19 protein-coding genes are annotated in these 21,151 nt (G+C 39.0%); 8 read left to right on the top strand and 11 right to left on the bottom strand.

Annotation, left to right across the window (positions count from 1 at the left end; all coding sequences use genetic code 11):
• Positions 1–37: 37 nt before the first annotated feature.
• On the bottom strand, positions 38–955 hold the full coding sequence (locus ACFG4S_RS26190; protein ID WP_392531858.1) for a histone deacetylase: 918 nt from the start codon (positions 953–955) through the stop codon (positions 38–40).
• Positions 956–1,063: 108 nt separating this feature from the next.
• Between ACFG4S_RS26190 and ACFG4S_RS26185 the strand changes: the two genes are divergently transcribed.
• The 3 genes from ACFG4S_RS26185 to ACFG4S_RS26175 all read left to right on the top strand — a co-directional run bounded on the left by ACFG4S_RS26185 (position 1,064) and on the right by ACFG4S_RS26175 (position 5,122).
• Entirely contained in the window at positions 1,064–2,089 is a 1,026-nt protein-coding gene (locus ACFG4S_RS26185; RefSeq protein WP_392536082.1) for a mechanosensitive ion channel family protein, read from the top strand.
• A 245-nt stretch (positions 2,090–2,334) separates the two neighbouring features.
• The gene (locus tag ACFG4S_RS26180; protein ID WP_392531857.1) at positions 2,335–2,802 is read left to right on the top strand and encodes a DUF29 domain-containing protein; all 468 of its coding nucleotides are present in this window, start codon (positions 2,335–2,337) and stop codon (positions 2,800–2,802) included.
• Between the two features lie 649 nt (positions 2,803–3,451).
• A complete protein-coding gene (locus ACFG4S_RS26175; RefSeq protein ID WP_392531856.1) occupies positions 3,452–5,122 on the top strand; it encodes an MBL fold metallo-hydrolase in 1,671 nt (556 codons plus the stop codon).
• 53 nt (positions 5,123–5,175) lie between these two features.
• Here the strand turns inward: ACFG4S_RS26175 and ACFG4S_RS26170 are convergent, their stop codons facing one another.
• The 9 genes from ACFG4S_RS26170 to ACFG4S_RS26130 form a co-directional block, all read right to left on the bottom strand.
• A complete protein-coding gene (locus tag ACFG4S_RS26170) occupies positions 5,176–5,430 on the bottom strand; it encodes a DUF6679 family protein (protein WP_392531855.1) in 255 nt (84 codons plus the stop codon).
• Positions 5,405–5,533 carry a hypothetical protein gene (locus tag ACFG4S_RS26165; protein ID WP_392531854.1) on the bottom strand — a complete coding sequence of 43 codons (129 nt, stop codon included), beginning with the start codon at positions 5,531–5,533 and terminating at the stop codon, positions 5,405–5,407. Before ACFG4S_RS26165 ends, ACFG4S_RS26170 begins: the two co-directional genes overlap by 26 nt.
• Before the next feature lie 575 nt (positions 5,534–6,108).
• Positions 6,109–6,330 carry a hypothetical protein gene (locus tag ACFG4S_RS26160; RefSeq protein WP_392531853.1) on the bottom strand — a complete coding sequence of 74 codons (222 nt, stop codon included), beginning with the start codon at positions 6,328–6,330 and terminating at the stop codon, positions 6,109–6,111.
• 293 nt (positions 6,331–6,623) lie between these two features.
• Complete coding sequence (locus tag ACFG4S_RS26155; protein ID WP_392531852.1) at positions 6,624–7,412, bottom strand: Nif3-like dinuclear metal center hexameric protein; 789 nt, start codon at positions 7,410–7,412, stop codon at positions 6,624–6,626.
• Between the two features lie 234 nt (positions 7,413–7,646).
• Entirely contained in the window at positions 7,647–8,396 is a 750-nt protein-coding gene (locus ACFG4S_RS26150; protein WP_392531851.1) for a hypothetical protein, read from the bottom strand.
• Between the two features lie 359 nt (positions 8,397–8,755).
• Positions 8,756–9,169: a secondary thiamine-phosphate synthase enzyme YjbQ gene (locus tag ACFG4S_RS26145; RefSeq protein WP_392531850.1), complete on the bottom strand. Its 414-nt coding sequence runs from the start codon at positions 9,167–9,169 to the stop codon at positions 8,756–8,758.
• 83 nt (positions 9,170–9,252) lie between these two features.
• The gene (locus tag ACFG4S_RS26140; RefSeq protein ID WP_392531849.1) at positions 9,253–10,335 is read right to left on the bottom strand and encodes a glycosyl transferase; all 1,083 of its coding nucleotides are present in this window, start codon (positions 10,333–10,335) and stop codon (positions 9,253–9,255) included.
• Between the two features lie 14 nt (positions 10,336–10,349).
• Positions 10,350–10,874 carry an AAA family ATPase gene (locus tag ACFG4S_RS26135; RefSeq protein ID WP_392531848.1) on the bottom strand — a complete coding sequence of 175 codons (525 nt, stop codon included), beginning with the start codon at positions 10,872–10,874 and terminating at the stop codon, positions 10,350–10,352.
• A gap of 86 nt (positions 10,875–10,960) precedes the next feature.
• On the bottom strand, positions 10,961–12,151 hold the full coding sequence (locus ACFG4S_RS26130) for an aminotransferase class V-fold PLP-dependent enzyme (RefSeq protein ID WP_392531847.1): 1,191 nt from the start codon (positions 12,149–12,151) through the stop codon (positions 10,961–10,963).
• Between the two features lie 170 nt (positions 12,152–12,321).
• Between ACFG4S_RS26130 and ACFG4S_RS26125 the strand changes: the two genes are divergently transcribed.
• The 5 genes from ACFG4S_RS26125 to ACFG4S_RS26105 all read left to right on the top strand — a co-directional run bounded on the left by ACFG4S_RS26125 (position 12,322) and on the right by ACFG4S_RS26105 (position 19,427).
• Positions 12,322–13,782 (top strand): TM0106 family RecB-like putative nuclease, encoded by a 1,461-nt coding sequence (locus tag ACFG4S_RS26125; protein ID WP_392531846.1) that lies wholly within the window; start codon positions 12,322–12,324, stop codon positions 13,780–13,782.
• 149 nt (positions 13,783–13,931) lie between these two features.
• Positions 13,932–15,116 (top strand): esterase-like activity of phytase family protein, encoded by a 1,185-nt coding sequence (locus tag ACFG4S_RS26120; RefSeq protein WP_392531845.1) that lies wholly within the window; start codon positions 13,932–13,934, stop codon positions 15,114–15,116.
• Between the two features lie 547 nt (positions 15,117–15,663).
• Positions 15,664–17,283, top strand: coding sequence for a serine/threonine protein kinase (locus ACFG4S_RS26115; protein WP_392531844.1), 1,620 nt, complete (start codon positions 15,664–15,666; stop codon positions 17,281–17,283).
• 76 nt (positions 17,284–17,359) lie between these two features.
• The gene (locus tag ACFG4S_RS26110) at positions 17,360–18,886 is read left to right on the top strand and encodes a serine/threonine protein kinase (RefSeq protein ID WP_392531843.1); all 1,527 of its coding nucleotides are present in this window, start codon (positions 17,360–17,362) and stop codon (positions 18,884–18,886) included.
• Between the two features lie 382 nt (positions 18,887–19,268).
• On the top strand, positions 19,269–19,427 hold the full coding sequence (locus ACFG4S_RS26105; RefSeq protein WP_392531842.1) for a hypothetical protein: 159 nt from the start codon (positions 19,269–19,271) through the stop codon (positions 19,425–19,427).
• 188 nt (positions 19,428–19,615) lie between these two features.
• Here the strand turns inward: ACFG4S_RS26105 and ACFG4S_RS26100 are convergent, their stop codons facing one another.
• Entirely contained in the window at positions 19,616–20,569 is a 954-nt protein-coding gene (locus tag ACFG4S_RS26100) for an SGNH/GDSL hydrolase family protein (RefSeq protein ID WP_392531841.1), read from the bottom strand.
• Between the last annotated feature and the right edge of the window lie 582 nt (positions 20,570–21,151).

Raw genomic sequence — 21,151 nt, 5'->3', positions numbered from 1 at the left:
ATCAGAGATAAATTTTAAAGTAATAAGTTATGTTCTATCAAAGTTTATATTGGCGGTAAACTTGACTGGCGGCGCGATGCAGTAGGGAGTGTCGCCAAACAAGAGATTTCATATCATCTGTGTAACCGCCGCCAATGACGCAAGCGATGGGATAACCGCTATTCATACAGGTACTTAAAACCTGCATTTCTCGGCGAAAAATACCAGTATCGGTTAAAGCTAATTTTCCCAAGCGATCGCCTATATGAGGATCAACACCTGCATCATAAAATACTATGTCTGGCTTGACTTTAGATAGTAAATCTGATAGGTAATTTGCCAAAGTTTGTAAATAAGCGTCATCTTCCATTCCCACCGGCAAAGGAACATCCAAATCGCTGTTTTGTTTAGTACCGGGGAAATTGACTTCGCAGTGCATGGAGAAAGTAAAAACGCTGTCGTCGTCTTGGAAAATAAAAGCGGTGCCGTCTCCTTGATGGACATCCAAATCGACAATGAGGATTTTTTGGACGAGTCCGAGTTGTTGCAAAACGCGACAGGCGATCGCTAAATCGTTGAAAATACAAAAACCAGATCCATAACTAGGAAAGGCATGATGAGTGCCACCAGCCGTATTACAAGCTAAACCCTGACTTAGTGCTAGTTTAGCTGTGAGGATTGTACCACCTACCGCTACACAGGTACGATTCGCTAAAGCTGGACTCCAAGGCAAACCAATGCGACGTTGTGCTTTCGGGTCTAGGGTTCCTTCGCAGTAAGCTTGAACATAGTTTGGAGTGTGGACTAACTCTATCAATTTTGGAGATGGACGTTCGGGAGTGTGAAATTGTTCTTGATTCGCTACACCATCAGCTAACAGCAATTCATAGAGTTGTCGGAACTTAGACATCGGGAAGCGATGTCCTTCAGGTAGGGGAGCAATGTAATCTGGATGGTAAATAATTGGCAAATCCATAAGGAAAGAAAATCTCAAGCAGCTAATCCAAGAACAAGGTAAAATTTAGCCATAATTACAGCAAAAATGCTGGTCTCGTAAATCTAAAACTCCAAATTGAAAATTGATATCATGGAATGGATTACGCCGATAGCATTTATTCTAGCTGGCTTCCTGGCCGGAATAATTGGTGAAAAAGTTATCTTTAAAAAACTCGAAAGATTTGTTAATAATAAACGGATTGCCGGGGGTAATATTATATTCTACTCTCTGCACCGTATGACTTTTATCTGGTTTGTCATTGGCGGCTTTTTTTGGGCAATTCTGAGTTCTCCCCTCAAGCCAGATATTGCCATCGTACTGCAAACAATTCTGACGATGGCATTCCTGTATTCAATAACCTTAGTCTTAGCCAAATTGACTGCTGGTTTTCTTAATTTATATATTCGCAGAGCCGAAGGAGTTCCTACATCACTAATTTATAACCTTGCTAAAACTACTGTTTTAGTTTTGGGAACATTAATTATCTTGCAAACGATAGGTGTTCAAATTACACCGATAGTCACAACTTTAGGTATTGGTGGTCTAGCTGTTGGTTTGGCACTTCAAGACACACTAGCCAATTTGTTTTCTGGCTTTTATTTAATTATTTCTAAGCAAGTTAGAACCGGAGATTATGTGAAATTAGATGCTGGACATGAGGGATATGTCATAGATATTTCTTGGCGGAATACGACAATTAAAGAAATTTCCAATAATGTAGTTATTGTTCCCAATTCTAAGTTATCTTCTGCAATTTTTACAAATTATCATTTACCCGCAAAGGAAATTACTTTAACAATGGATGTGGGTGTTAGTTATGATAGCGATTTGGAACACGTTGAAAAAGTGACTGTAGAAGTTGCTAAAGAAGTCATGCAAGAAATTGCACCGGAATTAAAAGAAAGTGAACCATATATCAGATTTCATACATTTAATGATTTTAGTATAGATTTTACGCTTTATATGCGCGTAAGCGAATACTTCGATCAGCGTATTGGTAAACATCTATTTGTCAAAAAATTGCACAAGCGCTATCAGCAAGCTGGGATTACAATTCCTTTTCCGATGAAGGAGGTTTATGTGCTAAATAATACAAATAAAATTAGCCATTAATCTAGACTAATTCTTGCTAAGAGGACGTTTGAAAAGTCCTCTTGTCGGTATCAAAAGTTTTAGATTCCCCTAAATCCCCTTTAAAAAAGAGGGTGGTTTTATACAATGAGAGAAAAATAATAATGATTTGTAGAGCGGGGAAAAAAATGGATAACTAACAAGTTGTACTCAGGATGCAACCAATGTCCAACAAAAAAATGAGTGAAGTGGCGATTGTCCAACAATTAAGGGAGTTGATCTGAGAAATGCCTAACCCGCTATACGATCAAGATTTGCAATTATGGATTGAGCAAACCATTCAACAGTTACAAAATCATGAATTTGAGGCGTTGGATATTGAGCATTTGATTGAGGAGCTAGTTGATTTGGGTAAGGCAGAGAAAAATGCCCTCAAAAGCAATCTGACAATTTTATTGGCACATTTACTCAAGTTAAGGGTTCAGTATGATGTACCTGATAGCATGAAAGGAAGCTGGTATAGTTCAATACTGGAACATCGCCAGCGAGTTCTGAATAATTTGGCAGATACTCCTTCTCTAAAAAGTTTTCTGGTTGAGGCGGTGGAAAAAGCCTACCCAGATGCTCGCAAGCTAGGAATTAAGGAAGGTAAGCTAGCTAAGTTTGGGATTCGCATACCCCAAGAAAGTGAATATCCGACCGTTTGTCCTTTTTCCATTGAGCAGATTCTAGATGAAGATTTTTACGGGCTGTAGAGAATTACGTAGGCGTAGCCCGTCGTAGACATCGCACTCATCATATTGGTTGACATCTAAATGGATAGACACGTGAACCGAAAAGTTCTACAATCTGACTCATTGCGGTAATTTTACTTATTGCCCAATCCACATATGCATAGTAAAGATTTTCTAGTGATTCCATTTGATCGTGGAACCACTAAATTAATATAGGAAAGTCTTGAATAAGGGACAGCAAACAAATGGATGTAAAGCTCATTCTAGCTGGATTAACAGTTATATTTACAATTTCGTGCTTGTTTTTTGGTACGAAAAATGGTTTCTATGATTCAGATAACTATCACGGTAATGGCTCCGCGCATTGAGAGCGGTCTGTAGATACTTGGGCTACTTCCCGTAGGTGACTTGGCTAAGACAGCTTAGAACTTACAAAGGGAAAATAAACAAGAGGCAAACTCCTGTAGCTCCTAGTTTGATGGCTTCTCATTAGCCCACCTTTCCGAACCAGTGCGGGTTCGGTAGAGGCGTCCTCCCCAATCAAAAATCCGTATTCTCAGGGTGTAGGGGCGCACGATAAAACTTACCCCTAATTCACAAAACCAAAATTTGTCTAAATTTTTGGCTTTTGGGATATGTCCATGATGATGAGGTTTGAGGGGAGGAGAGCATGAGGGATAATTTGTCGGCATCCTCTGGCGTAGATGCTGGGGAAAGGGGTAGTGAATTAGAATTTTTGCCCTATAGTGTCCAGCATAACGACGAGGGTGTGTGTTTATTAGTGAAAATGGGGCCACACCGCATTCTGTTGGACTGCGGTTTGGAGGATATTTCATCGCTAGCGAGGGGAGTTACTAAGTCGATACGTGGAGGTAGTTCGCCCCTACCAGCAGATTTAGTTTTAATTAGTCACGCCCACCCAGATCACTCTAGAGGCTTACTGGCACTGCATAAAGCTTTTCCGAAGTTACCTATTTATGGTAGCGAGGTAACCAGTAAATTACTGCCGCTGAATTGGGAAGACCAAGACCCTGAGAAGATTTCCCAATTTTGTCACGCCTTGCCATTGCGATCGCCTGTGGAATTCCAAGAAGGACTGGTGGCAGAATTATTCCCCGCCGGCCATCTACCAGGAGCAGTGGCAATTCTCCTCACCTACACCACCCAACAACGTAGTTACAAGCTACTGTATACAGGGGATTTTTTCTTATCGAACTCCCGGCTGGTCGAAGGTTTGCGCTTAGAAGAACTACGGGGCTTAGACTTGGATGTACTGATCGTTGAAGGCACTTATGGGACATCCCGTCATCCCCACCGCCGTAACCAAGAAAATCAACTAGCAGAACGAATTAATCGAGCGATCGCTGAACATTGTTCTGTAATCCTTCCTACCCCGGCTTTGGGGCTGGGTCAGGAATTATTAATGCTCTTACGATCTCATCACCACTTTACTGGACGAGATTTAAATATCTGGGTAGATGGTGCAGTCGCCACAGGGTGCGATGCCTACCTAGAACTGTTACCCCACCTCCCGCCATCAGTACAAAATTTTGCCCGCCATCAACCTTTGTTTTGGGATGAACGGGTACGTCCCCGCGTGCGTCGTTTACAGCCAGAAGAACGCGCCACAGTGGGCAAGTCTCCGTGTATTGTCCTAACTGACTCTACATCTGATTTAGGCGAACACTGCCAACCCGATACCGGTCCTTGGCTGATCCTTGTACCGGAAAAAATTGATATAAAAGTTAACCAAAAATATTTAGCACCCACTACTGTGGAAAGCTATCTGCTAGCTCAACATAGTGATGGTCCGGGTACTACGCAGCTAATTCATAATTTGCGACCCCAGCACGTCATCTTTGTCCACGGTTCTCCTGCCTATTTAGCCGATCTCACAAGCTTAGAGGAGTTGCAAAACCGCTATCACGTGCATTCTCCGGCGGCTGAGACTTTGGTGGAATTGCCTATCGGCGATACATTTTTGCAACCCGCAGCACCAGAGACTAATTATGAAGGTGAACTGACGGAGTTGGGCACAGTAATTACAATCACCCTACCTGAGGCCATTACAGCCGATCCTCGTTGGCAAGAGTTTGCTGATACTGGTTTAATCGAGGCTCGTTGGCAAGGGGAAGAACTAGTATTAAGGGGATTGTCTCAACGAGAATTGCTGAATCAAAATAGCGATCGCTATACATGGACTGATATAGACTGTTGCGGCACTTGCCGACATCAAAGGGGTCAGCGGTGTTGGAATCCAGCTTCCCCATTGTACAATTTTAAGGTGACTCTAGAAGGTTACTGTCCTGCTTTTGAGCGGTTATCTAGTTCTGAATCCTGAGTCCTGAGTTAGGATTTATTACTCAGCACTCAGAACTCAGTACTTAACACTGATTATTCTGGATTGGAATCAGTGTAATGGTTGCGGATGCGTTCAGCTTCGGGACAATCCTCTGTCATGAGAGGTTCCACATTTCCGCGTGGTACTGAAGCCAATTTTTGCGTTACAGCACCAATGCTCTCGAGGCGAACCATTTCTTCCCAAGAACAAACTTCGTCTTCTTCTTCTGTTTCATAGCGTAGGGTTACTAAATCTCCCTCTATATCTATGATGCGGGCGCGTTCAATCCAGCGTTGCTGGTCCCGCAAGAATACACATACCTCCCGCCCGTCGCAACACAGTTGATAAATCTTGCGGTGTAGCATGTACTGCTTCTGCCTTTTTAAACAACGTAGTTAAACCTGTCATCATCTGGGTTTTACCCCATTACCTTACACCTTTAAGAGATTAATTTCATGGTTGAGAACAAGTACGCCTCATCACCCAATCTCAAGATTTGCTTGTAGTTGGCAAAATCTAGGGAGATTTTGGGTCATCAACCAATGGTTGCTGTACCAATGAATTCAATCTGTTTCAGGTTGATTTTAGCGAATGTTTGCTTCATATGAAGTCAAACAAGTCGCTATTTGTCCTAACAAGGTTAATATTTGTTGGTGAGTCCTTTCTACCATTATGTAATAAAGAATACTGAGAAACAAGCGTTGATTGCGGTTGTTTAAGTTGCCTACTTGTAGTCATTGGCATTAATGGGGAGTCCCGGGACTTGACTTTACTTTTACCCTTATGTATTTGATCTTAACTCATTCTCTTGCTGACCTTGATGATTTTCAAGAACAACACCCAAAGAGTTTTGAGTTTTTCCAGTTTTTTGCCGAACAAGTCTTCAAGGGGGAGATGAGGAAGATGAGAAAGAAAATTAACAATTATTCTGCCTCATCCCCCTCATCCCCCTCATCTCCCTCATCCTCACTGCGATTCTACGAGTATCAGCAAGATTTGTAGGGTGTGGGTAATTCCATTAACAGGACATTTGAGGAAGATGCTTCTCGTTTAATTTGGCCTGTGCGAACTGCATCGTATAAAGCTGCAAGGGCTGACAAATCCTCTGGCTGATAGCATTTAGTCGCCAGCATTTGATGGAGTAAACCTTCAGATTCAACACTAAGATATCCAGTTTGAAAAGCAGATTCAACAAGTGTACGAATCATCTTGATTAGGAGGGCAGAGTAAACAATTTATCACCCCAGTGTGGAATATTTTCTGTTGTGACCAATTGATATAGAGCAGGAAAGTATGTGATTATAATTACATAGTATTGGTGATTCATATCACAGTGATAATTGAATATATAAGGTTCTGGTGTATTTGCCGAGAAAGATACTTGTGCATAATATTACAAATATTTAAGTATATATATTGACAAGCTAGGTCATTTAATAATATTAAAATATAGTAAAACTTTTAGGAAAGCATCCAAAAAAGAATATTCAAATATCGGCAATTAAGCAAAAAACTGGCGAAAATCTTCATCTTTTTGACTTAATTGTACCCAATCGAGGTTTAATGACTGGAATTTTTGCACTAAGCGATCGCAAGCAGGACGTTCGGTAGCATAGTGTCCAGCATCGATTAAAATTAGATTACAATCGCGGCTTTCTTGAAATTGATGAAATTTGCAGTCAGATGTCAGATAAGCTTGGGCGCCAGTTTTGCTAACTGCTGAAATATAACTAGCTCCGGAACCACCCAAAACCGCAACCCGTGAAATTATTTGCTGTAAATTAGCAGTTGGGGAAAAAATTAAATTTGGCGAAGCCAGTCTGGTTTGAATGGCTGCGAGTAATTCTTGTAGTGTCATCACTGGCTCTAGCGAACCAACACGACCATATCCTAATCTGCCTTGTGTGGGTACTATGGGAGTAACTTCTTTGAGTTCTAAAATTTGAGCTAACACATCAGCAGTACCATCCTGGACTTGATCGAAGTTAGTATGGGCGCTGTAAATACCAATATTCTGGGTAAAAGCTAAGCGTACCATTTCGGCGATCGCTTCACCAGTGCGTAAAGACTTGGGAGGCGTGAAAATTAGAGGATGATGGGCAAAAATTAGATTAGCATTCAGAGCGATCGCTTCGTGCATAACTGCTAAAGTTGGTGTCAAACAAACCAATACCCGTGCTTTTTCCTGCAACACCCCTGGCTCAACCTGCCAGCCACAATTATCCCAGCTTTCGCACCAAGTGGGATTTGCCCATGCTTCAAACCAAGTAATTAAATTAGCAATTTTCATAATTAATTTTTAAGCCAGAATTCATGATCCAGAATAGTCAAATAATTCAGAGAAAATTTGATCAATGAATATACTAAGCTGTTATGCATTGAATTTGTACATTTACCTGATGACTGTTAACCGTTAACTGTCAACAGTCAACGAGCATCAAGAGTATTTATATACTTTAGACTTGCATCAGCGTAATCATACTAAATTTCTTACAAATTTTGACTCTTCAATTCTTCTTCTCTATCAGTGTTTTTGTGGTTGAATATTTAATTTTAATGCTAATTGCTGACGCATTTCCTGGAAAGGTTTATTCCAGACTGGGCTAGTATTCCAGTCCCAGACTGCTACCGGAATAAGTTGTTCTTCAGCAAGATAAGTTAGCAGTCGGTATTCATCTTTTGGTTCACGCGAAAAACTGAAAGGATTACGGTAGCCTGTGTCACACAGTTTATAAGATGAGCTTTGTCCGTGACTAATACGTTGCTGAAGTTCCTTTCCTTTCGCAAGTAAATAATCAAAAAAAATCAGACTAAAAGGTTCTATATATGCACGATTTTGCGGCTCTTTTTGTACCCATCTTGCCCAATCAAATCCATAAATAAAATCGTGAACGTAACGGAAGCGGATTTCTGTATTAATTCCGAACATCTCTGTTAAAGAAACCATCTTTTCACCAAAAGCTTTTAAAAAAGGAACAGCACCTTCATCTGCTACTAAGGCCTGCCTAAGCATACTACTTACAATAAAATCAAAATCCCAGAATATGTTTTCTGGAAAATTTTTTAACTGAGCATTAACTATAGATTCTAATGTTTCCTGAACCGTTGTGATGATTTGGATATCGATATTTTGTTGAGCAATCAAATTCCCCAATTCTGCAAAACTGGTAATTAATTTTTTTTGGGGATTAAGTGACAATAAATTAACAGAATGTTGGGCAAGTATTTCATCAATAAATTGGAAAGTATGAGTTGGTATCACTTCTTGCTTCATAGTCTTTGATATAGCCCATATAGCTTACACTAAATATTACTTTAGTTGAAAATAAATTTTTTATTAAATAATTATAAATAAACTTAATTATCCAATAAAAATACTAAATATAGCAACCATATTTGATTGCCGAATCAATTATAGAAATAGAGAATAAAAGTTTACCTAGCTTTGCAAAAATCAAGTAGGAATAGTATGTAAATTTTTGAGTCTGTATCTGGTTAATTCAATATGAAGATTTTTTACAAAAAAGGCATCACAGCGAAGTTTACAATATTGTAGCCAAAGGGTAGGCTGTATTAACAGAGTATTTAAACTCTACAAAGCTACGCCTTAAATAAATTAAACTTGAGAAATTGCTATCCAGAAATGTGGACAACTAATTCTCTGGAATGATTGCGCTGGCGGTGTTCCCAAATATAAATTCCCTGCCAAGTTCCCAGCACTAAATGACCGCTATTAATGGGAATATGTTCAGAAGTATGGGTGAGGACTGTACGGATGTGTGCTGGCATATCATCTCCACCTTCTGCATCGTGGATATATTTGCCTGATTCTGGCACCAGTTTTGCCATAAAATTAGCTAGATCTACAAGAACATCAGGATCGGCATTTTCTTGGATGACTAAACTAGCTGAAGTGTGGCGCAAAAATAAAGTACAAAGCCCAGTTTGAACGCCTGAATCTGCAACTATCGCTTCAATTTTACCAGTGATATTGTAAAAAGATTTGCCAGTGGTAGAAATTCTTAGTAACTTTTGATAGTGAGTCATGTGAAACAATAATTATTGATGACAGTAAAACTTAATTAGCAGTTCGATGTGCTATTAATTTATATGATTTATTTTTAATAATTTTATTGCGTCTGTAAATAGTTTAGAACAGATTTAGCGATCGCTTCATTTCCATCCTTAGCAATTGCTTGGGATTGATTTGGTGCTTTAGGTAACTCATCCAGAAAATCCCAAGTTCCTTGAAAAAACTCAGCAGGGCTGATAATTTGATGATGGTTGTAATTAACTAGACCTTCTATGAGAAAACTTGCTTCAGCAAAATCCTCGCGTGGGATAGTAACAATAGGTACTCCCATTAATGTAGCTTCCGCAAAAGTACTGTAACCAGGTTTTGAAAGGACTCGCGCACAAATAGGCATAAAATCTACAGGGCGATATTTCCGATCGTTAATTTTTACTAAATTAGGTAAATCTGGGGCAGATTGATCGAAGACAATAAATTGCCAATCGGAAAATTTCCGCAGATTCTCATAGGGAATTTGCTGTAAACCCAAACCGCCAAAAGTCAATAAAATAGTTTTTTCGACTGGTGCAGTTATCCCCCAAATAGAGCGTAAATCATCAGCAAAGTGACGGGGAGAACCGCCCGTTAAGCCAACATCTGTGATATTATTAAAACCTTGCATCGGTTCATGGAAAGGAAGACGAAACAGGCGATCGCACTTTGAGTACCAATCACTAATCCAGTTTGCAACTGCGGTGAATTCACCTCCCCAATCTCGGTAGATTAAGTCCCAGCCAAAGTTACTCATCATCCAACAGGGAATATTTGCAGCTTGGGCAAATCCAGGAGCAAGAAAAGGAATATCTGCCAAGATGAGATTAACGCGATTTTGACGGATAAAATTAACTTCTGAGGCAATTAACGAATTTTGATGCTTTTTAATATCCAGCAACTTTTCTAAAGTTGCTGCTTTATCCATTGTCAAACTATCTGCTTGCACCACACCCAAATCAAATGCACGGGGACGATAGATAAAATTACCTTCTATGTAGCATTCTAGCAACCAGCGTGGGGCAGTGGTGACCAAAATTAGTAGAACTTCTGGACATAACTTTTGAATTGTTGCAGCTACAGAAGCCATACGGGTAGCATGACCAAAGCCGTGGTTAGTTATAGCTAAGTATAAGATTGGACGTTCCATTTTAATGTTAGGAATTATAAATTATTAAATGTAGAATCTAATTGAGTTTCTAGCCAATCTTTGATAGTGTATTCATTATTGAATAGCAAAATATTTTCATCTATTTCAGGAGGCTGAAAATGTTGTATTAGTTCTGCAAAAATCTCCTTTTTGATTCCTTGACGTTTTTTAGTCTGTTCATTCATTTGCATTCTTATGTAAATTTCCTCTAGCGGAACATCAAAGTAAATTACTTTGGTTCCATAATTATGTCGTTTGGCGACCTCTCTAAATCTGTCACGCAACCAACGGAAACAGTTTGTATCATCGAGAATGATATCTTGTTCTAGCTGCATTAAATTGTCCAAGATACCAATTGCAATCTGGTGAGTATTTTCCCACTCTTCAACGGGAATACCATCTCCACCAAAACCAAGTCCTCGGTCTTTATTGATGTCATCCAAACTTACATATCCACAGTTTAGGTAATCGACCATTGCTTTAGCCAAGGTACTTTTACCAGAAAACGCCAAACCACAAAGTAAATAAAGAGTTTTCATTTAGTTCAGCAGAGTTAAGTACAGCCTCTTAAATTGAGATAGCATAACGCACTAGTAAAAGTGCGTTACAGCACACCCTACTTATCCTACATTTTGCCAAAACTTTGAATCGTCTCAACTAATAAGTCAATCTCCGATTCTAAAGTAAAGTAATGGACGGTGGCGCGTATACAGTTAGGGTTAGCAATTGTCCGAGTTAATATCTTTTGTGACTCTAAAAATTGCACTAATTTCAGACTCCCTTGGGGCTGATTATTTGTTAGTTGAAAAGAGACTATACCACTTTCGGGTGGGGAAGTTCGCAGATATTTGACATCAGGTAACGCGCCTAACTTTCGCCAGAGGTACTCACTCTTTTGACAAATTTGCTCGTAACGTTCATGTGAGGTTCCCCATTGCTGATGAATAGCGATCGCCTCTCGTAAACCAGCATATAAAGAATAAGCGAATGTAGACACTTCATATCGTCGCCCATCTGGAAGCCAATCCACAGGCTGAGATTCACTATCCACAACAACTCCACTGAAGCCAATAAATGTAGGTTTCAGGCTTTCTCGTGCTTCTGGTCGTACATACAAACCACCTGCACCAGCAGGACCACATAACCATTTATGACCAGTGAAAGCATAAAAATCAACTCCCAATTCAGTCAAGTTTAAAGGCAACAAACCAACAGATTGAGCAGCATCTATCAGTAGCAGAGAATGATTATTTCTGCATACTTCGGCAATTTTATTCAAAGGTAAAACTTGACCAGTGTTCCAGAAAACATGACTCAATATTACTAGGCGAGTATTGGGGCGCAAGTGCTGGGCAATGATTTTTACGGGGTCACCCTCATTTAAAGTCGCCTTTAGCGGACAGGTAGTAACTTCTACAGCGAATCGTCTGCTGATTTCTTGAGCTGTGGCAATCACGCCTGGATGTTCGCAGTCTGAGAGTAGCATATGGTCGCCAGCACGCCACTCGATACCCCACATGCCGATATTACAGCCAACAGTGACATTATCAGTGAGTGTAATCGTTTCGGTTGATATATGCAATTCGGAAGCGATCGCTTCTTTTGCAGCTTGCATTTGTGGTTTAATCCAGCGATACGCCTCATTACCAAAGGGACCGATATGCTGAATATGAGCTTCAGTTTGAGCGATCGCATCCATTGCTTTTTGGGGCATCGGTCCTTGTCCCCCATAATTGAAATAAGTCTTATTCGCTAAAGCGGGAAATTGCTCTCGATGGGAATGCAACCTGGTTTGTGCTACAGAAATACTAGTCATAGTAATTTTGGATTTTAGATTTTGGATTAGTCATTGGTCATTGGTCATTTGTCATTAGTTAATTCTCCGCGTCGCCGCGTCTGTGTGTCCCCGCGTCCCCATTTCCCCCACTCCATTATTAATTGTCTAAGTCACCCCCAGAGAGTGCTAATTCTTGTTAGCTTAAAGAAATGCTAATTAATGCTGAACTCCTACTGCAATATCAACGTTGTAAACGCCGACCTTTTCTAGATATCTACGGTGACAAAAGTCAGCGTGATGCACCCAATGAGTTGCTCCAAAAACTTCAACAGGATAAAATCACCCATCAACTGAGTAATTTGGCACAGCTGACTTATCAGCAACCAGATTATTCATATGGAAATTGGGAAAAGGGAGAGAAGACAACTTTAGAATTGATGCAGCGGGGAGTTGAATACATTCATAAAGGACTATTGTTAGCAACTTATTCTGAAGGATACACCTTACTGAGTCGTCCAGATTTACTCGTCAAACAGCCTGGAAAGTCTCATTTTGGTGATTGGATGTACGTCCCGGCTAGTATTGAACTAGGTAAGCGCCCTAAGCAAGAATATCAAGTCGTCGCCGCATTTCATACCCAAGTGTTAGCAACAATCCAGGGAGTTATACCTGAAACAGGTTCGCTGATGTTGCGAAGCAAAGATCAAAGCTATGGCGTGGATCTGTTTAAATGGATACCACGAATGCAGCAGATTCTAGAAGAATTTATTCAAGTTTTAGAGTTACCAAATCCGCCAGAGGTGTTTATTTCTCGGCAAAAGTGTAATCTTTGTCATTGGTATAGTCAATGTTATGCGATCGCTCAATCAGAAAAACACCTCTCACTATTACCAGGCGTAACACCAATTCGCTACACTCAACTCCAAGCCTTAGATATCACCACAGTTGAATCTCTCGCTAACACCAGTCCCACCATTCTCGAAAACCTAGTTGGTTTCGACAGGGAAGTAGCGCCAAGACTAGTAGTGCAAGCTCAATCTGCATTAGAAAGACGACCATTAATCTTACCGTACCCGCCATCGATAAAAGAGATTACATTCACAGCACCCATAGAGCTTTACTTTGATATTGAAGCACAGCCAGACTTAGATTTAAATTATTTGTTGGGGGTTTTGGTAGTTGATAGAATTGCCAACACAGAACAGTTTTATTCGTTTTTAGCAGACAAACCAGAAGACGAAGAATTAGTTTGGCAGCAATTTTTGAATTTAGTTTGGCAATATCCCGAAGCACCAATTTATCATTTTTGTGTGTACGAATTTGATACAGTCAAACGCCTAGCAAAGCTTTATAATACTCCGTACTCCTCCGTGCGTCCTGTACTGAATCGATTTGTCGATATATATGAACAATTAACCCAAAGTGTAGCATTACCAATAGAAAGCTATGCCCTGAAAGCGATCGCTCGTTGGTTAGGATTTGAGTGGCGCAACAAAGAAGCTAGTGGTGCTAAATGTATCTACTGGTACGATCAGTGGCTCGCAACAGGCGATCGTACCTTACTAGAAAGTATCCAAAGCTACAATGAAGATGATTGTCGTGCCACCCGCAGAGTCAAAGACTGGCTCGTTAAGTTTTTCGAGGATGAATATGGTTTGCAACTTGCTTAATTAATTAGTTCTGAGTGCTGAGTCGGTAGTGAGGAGTGAGGGAGTATCGAAACAATTTGTAACTCCTAACTCAGCGCTCGGTACTCAGCACTCAGTACTATTTCAATGCTATCTTGTTTATGATTTTCACATTTTAGCAATAGTTTTCTATGCAGTTAATTAAAAAAATCTTCGTATTTCCACGAATTATTTATTTTTTCATCCCAATTCTAATTATTAGTTTCTTCTTCACAAACTTACCATCAAGCGCTGTTGAAATCGGTAGTATAAAATTTATCGGAGAAGCGACTTTACCAAAAGGTTTAATCCTCAAAAAAACTGAAGTTGGTGGTTTATCGGGAATTACCTATGATACAAAAAAGAACCTTTATTATGCTATTTCTGATGACCGTGGACAAAAAGGTAATACCCGTTTCTACACCTTGAAAATCGACTTAAGTAAGGGTTTATTAAAAAAGGGTGGAGTTGTTCCTGTTAGTGTTACCACATTATTAAACGAAAATGATAAACCATTTCCTCCTGGTGAAACTGATACAGAAGGCATTGCTTTAACTAATAAAGCAACTGTATTTATTTCTTCTGAGGGCGATGTGGGAAAATTAATTAATCCTTTTATTAAAGAGTTTTCTATATCTTCTGGCAGAGAAATTACAACACTTCCCATACCAAACAAGTTTTTGCCCGATAAGAATGGTAAACAAGGTATTCGCAACAATTTGGCTTTTGAAAGCCTTACTATCACACCCGATGAAAAGCATCTATTCACAGCTACAGAAAATGCTCTAATTCAAGATGGTTCACCAGCTAAAGCTAACATCGGTAGTCCTTGCCGCATTTTGCAATATAACTTGCTGACAAACCAGCCAGAACAGGAATTTCTTTACCAAACTGAACCCATCGCACCATTTTTCAATGTAACGGGTAAGTTCGCTAGTGGATTACCTGATTTACTCGCTCTCGATAATCAAGGACACTTCTTAAGTTTAGAACGGTCTTTTACTGGTTTAGGATTTGCCGTCTCTCTGTTTCAGGTTTCTTTAGAAGGAGCCGACGATATTCACAACATTGATAGCCTTTTAGCAGTTGATTCCCAGAACATTAAACCAGCTCAGAAAAAACTGTTGTTAGACTTGAGAACTCTAGATGTACTCTTAGACAATATCGAAGGCTTAACTCTTGGTCCTAAGTTACCTGATGGAGAAGACTCATTAATCCTCATCAGCGACAACAATTTTAACTCTCTACAACGCACACAAATATTGGCTTTTAAAATCAAAATTGAAACGCCACTAATCAGATTATTACGCCGTTTAGTACCGAATTTAAACCGTTAATAGTACAAAGTTTCACATAAAAAAGTCCAATAAATAAAAACAACCGCTTCAAGTTGCTGACTGTGGTCATTCAATCTCGACTCACTTCGACGCCGCTCAGTGCAAGTCGCTCGATTTGAGCGTTGGTCATTGAATCTCGACTTCTCCTAACGGAGACGCTACGCGAACGCTCGATTTGAGCGTAGTCGAAATGAGCCGAAGTGTTGACTGTGAAGAATGGAATATTTTTTATTTGGAAGTCCCTAATTATCTTTACTACTATTCACAACTTTTCTGGTTGTTCCTGTGTATTCACGGAATCTACCTGGTAAATTTATCTAGCCCAGTTGTACTTTCAGTGTAATTTCTCAACCGTGTTCCTTAATAAATATGTTACATAATGTGTAAGACTTTATCCATGATTAAGAAAATAAACTTTTCTGAAGGTAAGTTTTTAAATTATATGAGAAATTACTCTAAAAAATCTGATACTTTTTAGAACTTAAATTAAGAATTGACGAAACTTATTCAAGTATTTTGCCAACAATATTTTTCATAAATGATTTTTATGTCGCAAAATAAAATTGAGAATATGGTAGGGCAAAAAGCAGAATTAGACAATTACATTGGACAATTTTTAAATAATCGCTATTTAATTAGAGATTTGATTGGTAAAGGGGGAATGGGTAGAGTTTACCTAGCAGAAGATACTGCTAAAGGTGGTATAGCGATCGCAGTCAAAATTTTATCACTCAGTCTAGCGAACCAGCATATGTCCCAACGCTTTGCCAGAGAGATTTTTATTGGCGCTCAATTGGGTCGCAAAAGTAAACATATTGTTCGCATTTTAAGTTACGGTGTAACTGAGGAGAAAATTCCTTTTTTTGTTATGGAATATCTCCAGGGAAAAAATCTCAAACAGATTCTCAAAATTCAACCTTTAACAATATCCAAGTTTTTAGAAATTTCTCATCAAATTTGTTTAGGTTTGCAATGCGCCCACGAAGGTATAAGCCTCAAAGGAGAGATTTATCCTATTGTTCACAGGGATATTAAACCAGAAAATATATTCATTAGTGAAGATACTAAACGTGGAGAAATTGTCAAAATACTCGATTTTGGCATTGCCAAGTTTTTAACAGAGCGAAGTGGTATGACGCTGACAGATTCTTTCATTGGTAGTTTGCCTTATTGTTCTCCAGAACATATGGAAGGACGGAAACTACTAGATGTTCGCTCTGATATTTATAGCTTAGGAGTATTAATGTTTGAAATGTTGACAGGTAAACATCCATTTCAAACAAAAAGTAACTCTTTTGGTAGTTGGTATCAAGCACATCGTTTTCAATTGCCACCTACAGTTGAAGAAGTAAATCCACAAGTCAAAATACCACAGGTATTAGAAAAGCTATTAATGAGTTGTTTAGCTAAAGAAGTAAGCGATCGCCCTCAAAATATAAACCAAATATTAGACGATTTAGCAAAGGTTACTAGTCAGCTTGAAGATGCTATTCCTAGTATTAGTGACAGCATCAAAGTATCATTACCTATGCAACTAGTTCCGGCAACATTATTATCAGAAAAAGAGTGTTTACAAAAAACCTGGCCTAAAAATAAACCAATTGCCCCAATTGGTTTTCCCCATTTATTACATACTTCTCAAAGACCCATAGCAACTTTTTGGGCAATGTTACCAAAACAAGAAATTACCAAGTTTTTTGATAAAGTACACGGCACAGAATTTATTATCAAAATGAATTTATACCCTATGCTCTTGTGGGTGACAGTGTTATATGATACTGAGCCTTCTCTAACAAAATGGTTACCTTATTTCTTGGATTTAAAAGATAAGAGAGGTCAGAATATAGCCCGTATTTTAGCGGAAGTAGGTTACTATCATTTATTATTTTTTCCGCTAGAAGATCCGAACCTTTGTTCTCATGTAACAACTTTAATTCTCACAGCTAACCAACGCCAACAACTTCTAGATTGGTTAAATATGAGTCAACAATCAAATGAATCGATTTTACCTAAGGAAGCTAAAAATATTTTAAAAATCGAATATGAAAAAATAAAAATAGATATTTTACAAAAGTTAGCCACACATCAAAAATCAGACAGAGAAAGTTTAAAAGATAAAATGGCTAAATTCTTGGAGATTTTTTTTAAATTTTTATCATTTCGTTAGCAGTCCATTATTAGCTAATGAAATTTATATCTGTCCATTAGTAATTTAAATAGATTAAGGAGCAGAGGTTATTAAAGTGAATAAAAGCCCATTTGCATCTCCAAGTAGTACGGGCTTGGTTGCCAATCGTTATCAACTCAAGCAATTAATTGGCAGCGGTGGTATGGGGGAAGTTTTTTTAGCAAATGATATTTTGTTAGGGGGAACTCCAGTTGCTATTAAGTTTTTGACTCAAACTGTTGTTGATGGCAAAATGCAACAAGACTTTGCTCGTGAAGCTTTAATGAGTGCAGCTTTGAGTCAAAAAAGTGTGCATATTGTGCGCGCATATGATTATGGCGTAAATGAAAAAGGAAAACCATACTACGTCATGGAATATCTATCTGGTAAGAGTTTAAAGGATTTAATTCCGGTATCCTTGCCGATGTTTTTAACGCTATCTCGCCAAATTTGTTTGGGCTTACAGTGCGCTCATCAAGGCATTAATATTGACGGCAAAATTTGTCCGTTAGTTCATAGAGATATAAAACCTGCAAATATATTAGTTATTCCCGATCCGATATTGGGTCAGTTAGTTAAAATTTTAGACTTTGGTATTGCTAGATTTTTGAATTATGCATCAACAGCCAGTACGAGTAGAGGCTTTAATGGCACTTTGCCCTATTGTTCTCCAGAACAACTAGATGGTGAAAAATTAGATGGTCGTTCTGATATTTATAGCTTGGGTGTGATGATGTTTGAGATGCTCACAGGTAAAAAACCCTGGGAACCAGAAACTGATTATTTTGGTGCTTGGTATAAAGCACATCACTTTGAACAACCAAAAGCGATCGCAGATGTTAAACCTACTCTGAAATTACCTCAGAAACTAAATCATTTAATCATGTCTTGCCTTGCTAAAAAAGCAAGCGATCGCCCCCAAAACATTGCTCAAATTTTGCAAGTTCTAAACAGTTTAGAACAATCAAGTTGCCCCACTTTACCTACAACTTTAGCCTCTAGATCAATCCTGAGTCGTCCCATAGATTCTAGGTTACCAATCACATTAGAAGAAACCTGTCGGCAACTTTCCTGGCCTGAGAATAAACCGATTCAAGAAATTGTTTTTCCCCAGCTTATAGACACCATACAAAAATCTGTTCCAGCACTATGGTTGATGTTGCCTAAAGAAGAAATAAAAAACTATGCTTTTTCTACCCGTTACAATCAGTTTATTTTCATAACATCCCCTCACCCGATGCTGTTGTGGGTGACTGTACTCTATAATCGGGGATTAACTCCTAAGTGGCTACCCTGCTACCTAGATATGCAAAATCTCGCAAATCGTCAGATGGCCAGTTTATTAGCTGAAAATGAACACTACCCTTTAATTTTCTTTACTCTGGAAGCACCAAATTCGTGTGCTAATGTTCTCAGCAGTCGTATTGAGCCAACTGGGCGACAAATGTTGAAAACCTGGTTACAACAGAGTCAGAACCTACCACCTGCTTCTCAACCTCATTTAAGTAAACAGCTATTAAAGCAGCAGTATAAACAAATCCAATCGCGGATATTGCAGCATCTAGAATCAAAGCCGCAGGTTGTATTGTCAGGGTCTATTTAACTAGTTTGTAATGGGCTACACTAAGGTAATTCTTAATTTTCAAAGAAGCAGTACTCTAAAACCTCTCACAGATAGCCCTACATTCGTGAGAGGCTGAAATAAAGCGCATTTTGTCAATAACTGGATGCTAAGAGCGAACTAGTCGGCAAACTCGTCTACTGCATTGACTTCTCCTGGGTACTGAGTTCTGATAAAATAGCTAAGTTACAATTAGGATTAAAGAAAAAACTTTGACTTTTTGACAATCTAAAGTATTGCAAACTTATCTGAATAAACATTGCATATATTCTCAATATATTGAGAATAAGAGCTAATTAATCAGATCGGGATTAGAGTATAGGTATCAAAATAAAAGCGACTCGAAAATCAGGAGTCAAATAATATGACTATTTCCAATATTTCCCAAATGCTTGCTAACGTAACCCAGTATATTTCCGAAGCTGCAATGCGGATTTTTGGTCCTACTGATGATGCTTATCCTACTATTGGCATACAACCCTTTACAGGTGAGCCTTATGATAAACGTACAGATGATAATTAGTAGATACTAATTAATATAGCTGTCAGGAGTCAAATGGACTACACTCCGCTGCGCGAAGAAGAGAATTTTGCCTCCTGACTAATAGACAGCGATCGCACTCCCCGTAGTAGTTACATAATAGGATAAACGCTTATCCTAAACCAGATGTTTGAGATTTTTTAAACGCTACTCTGCTTGTGTTTGAAAGCCTATGGAGTCAAAGCTGACTTTTTTTGTTGGTGCTTCAAAGTTCCCGCTACACCCAAGGCAGCAAAAACCAACGTCCCCAACATCGTCGAGGATTCTGGGACCGCCACCAAAACTGCTCCTGCTAGGACACGATGACCGCGTGTTGTTGGATGATTCTCATCCCAGAATAAATATTCATCCGGGTTGTTACAGATTTTGAAAGTCGTGGGACTATTGAACTGTAAGCAAGGATCGGTAACATTTGTGAAACCGAATTCTTCCTTATTAGCTATAATTCGATTCGCTAGGGAATTCTCGTCAAAAAGGGTAAGATTGAGGTTTGGTTCCTGCTTGCTCAAAGTGTTGAGAGCTTGAGTTAAAGTCTCATTATGAGCTTTAGTCAAAGCGTTGAGTTCAGCAGAATTAGGAAGGTTCCTTGTGCTTGGAGCGTTGCCCAAATCAGGCAAATTAAACACTAAGAAATTTTTAGCGCCAACATTGGCGAGTGAAGTCACTGCATTCATCAAATTATTGACTGGCTGAGTAGGCTCTTGAATGTCACCGCTAAAATAATCATTCCCGCCAGCCCAGATCGCGTACAGTGCGTTCTTGTCAGCTATCGGATTTGTTGCTGTAAAACCTTGGATTTGCTGGACTAATCCTGGTAAAAACGGGAAGACAAGGTTACTAGTTCCTGTAGTTGCACCACCGACAGCAAAGTTAGTGGACGTTATTCCCAGATCGTCAGCCAAATATTCTACCCAGACTGGGCCATTGGAAAAACGCCCCTCAAAATAAGGCGGGCTTGGGGGAAATTCAACTCCTATCGCCGCTTGGGTTAGATCAAAAGCATTACCATCATCAACAATGCTGTCGCCAAAAGCGTAAATTTGACTAAAGTTAGCAGCCATTGTTTTTAGTGGCAACATGAAATAGAAGAAGACAAATCCTGCCGCTAAAAGTTGTTTTTTCAAGCTTACTTTACTCCTGTTACTAATGAAATTATTGTTTTTAGGGGTTCCTGCAATTTTTGCTATTACATTAAAATAGAAAAATGAGTGACCGCTACACCGCTACATAAGAGGTTGTCTTTATCATCACATTTAAGTTTTTGCAAAAATTTAAAAATAAGTTAATTAATATTTAAGATAGATTGAGCTGGACATAAAAAATATTAAATATAAAAATATTCATCGAAAAGGCACAAATCCAGGCATTGCTGATTGCAGTATGAATTTTGTTTCACTCATTCGCTAACCGTTCCCGCAGGGTAAGCGCAATCGCTCTTAGCAATCTCGGAGAGTAGGCGCAAAAAATCTAAATTTTAGATTTTTAAAACATTAATTTTCATATCCTATTCAACAACGCCCAAATCCACATTTTTCGGACCTCACTCTTTAAAGCATATTCATTATGAGAGAGTACTGCGGCGTGTAAATTTGAAGACGAATTCTTGATTGTTTAGGTTACCTTGAATACTGCTCTGATAATCCAAGCGAATCGGAAATGTCTACGCTAGGAGTTATACCATTTGACAAAATTATTGATACAAATAA

Source organism: Nostoc sp. C117 (assembly GCF_043099735.1).
Classification (GTDB): Bacteria; Cyanobacteriota; Cyanobacteriia; order Cyanobacteriales; family Nostocaceae; genus Nostoc.
Note: the sequence above shows the minus strand (reverse complement) of the source record. Positions and strands in the feature narration are given on the sequence as shown.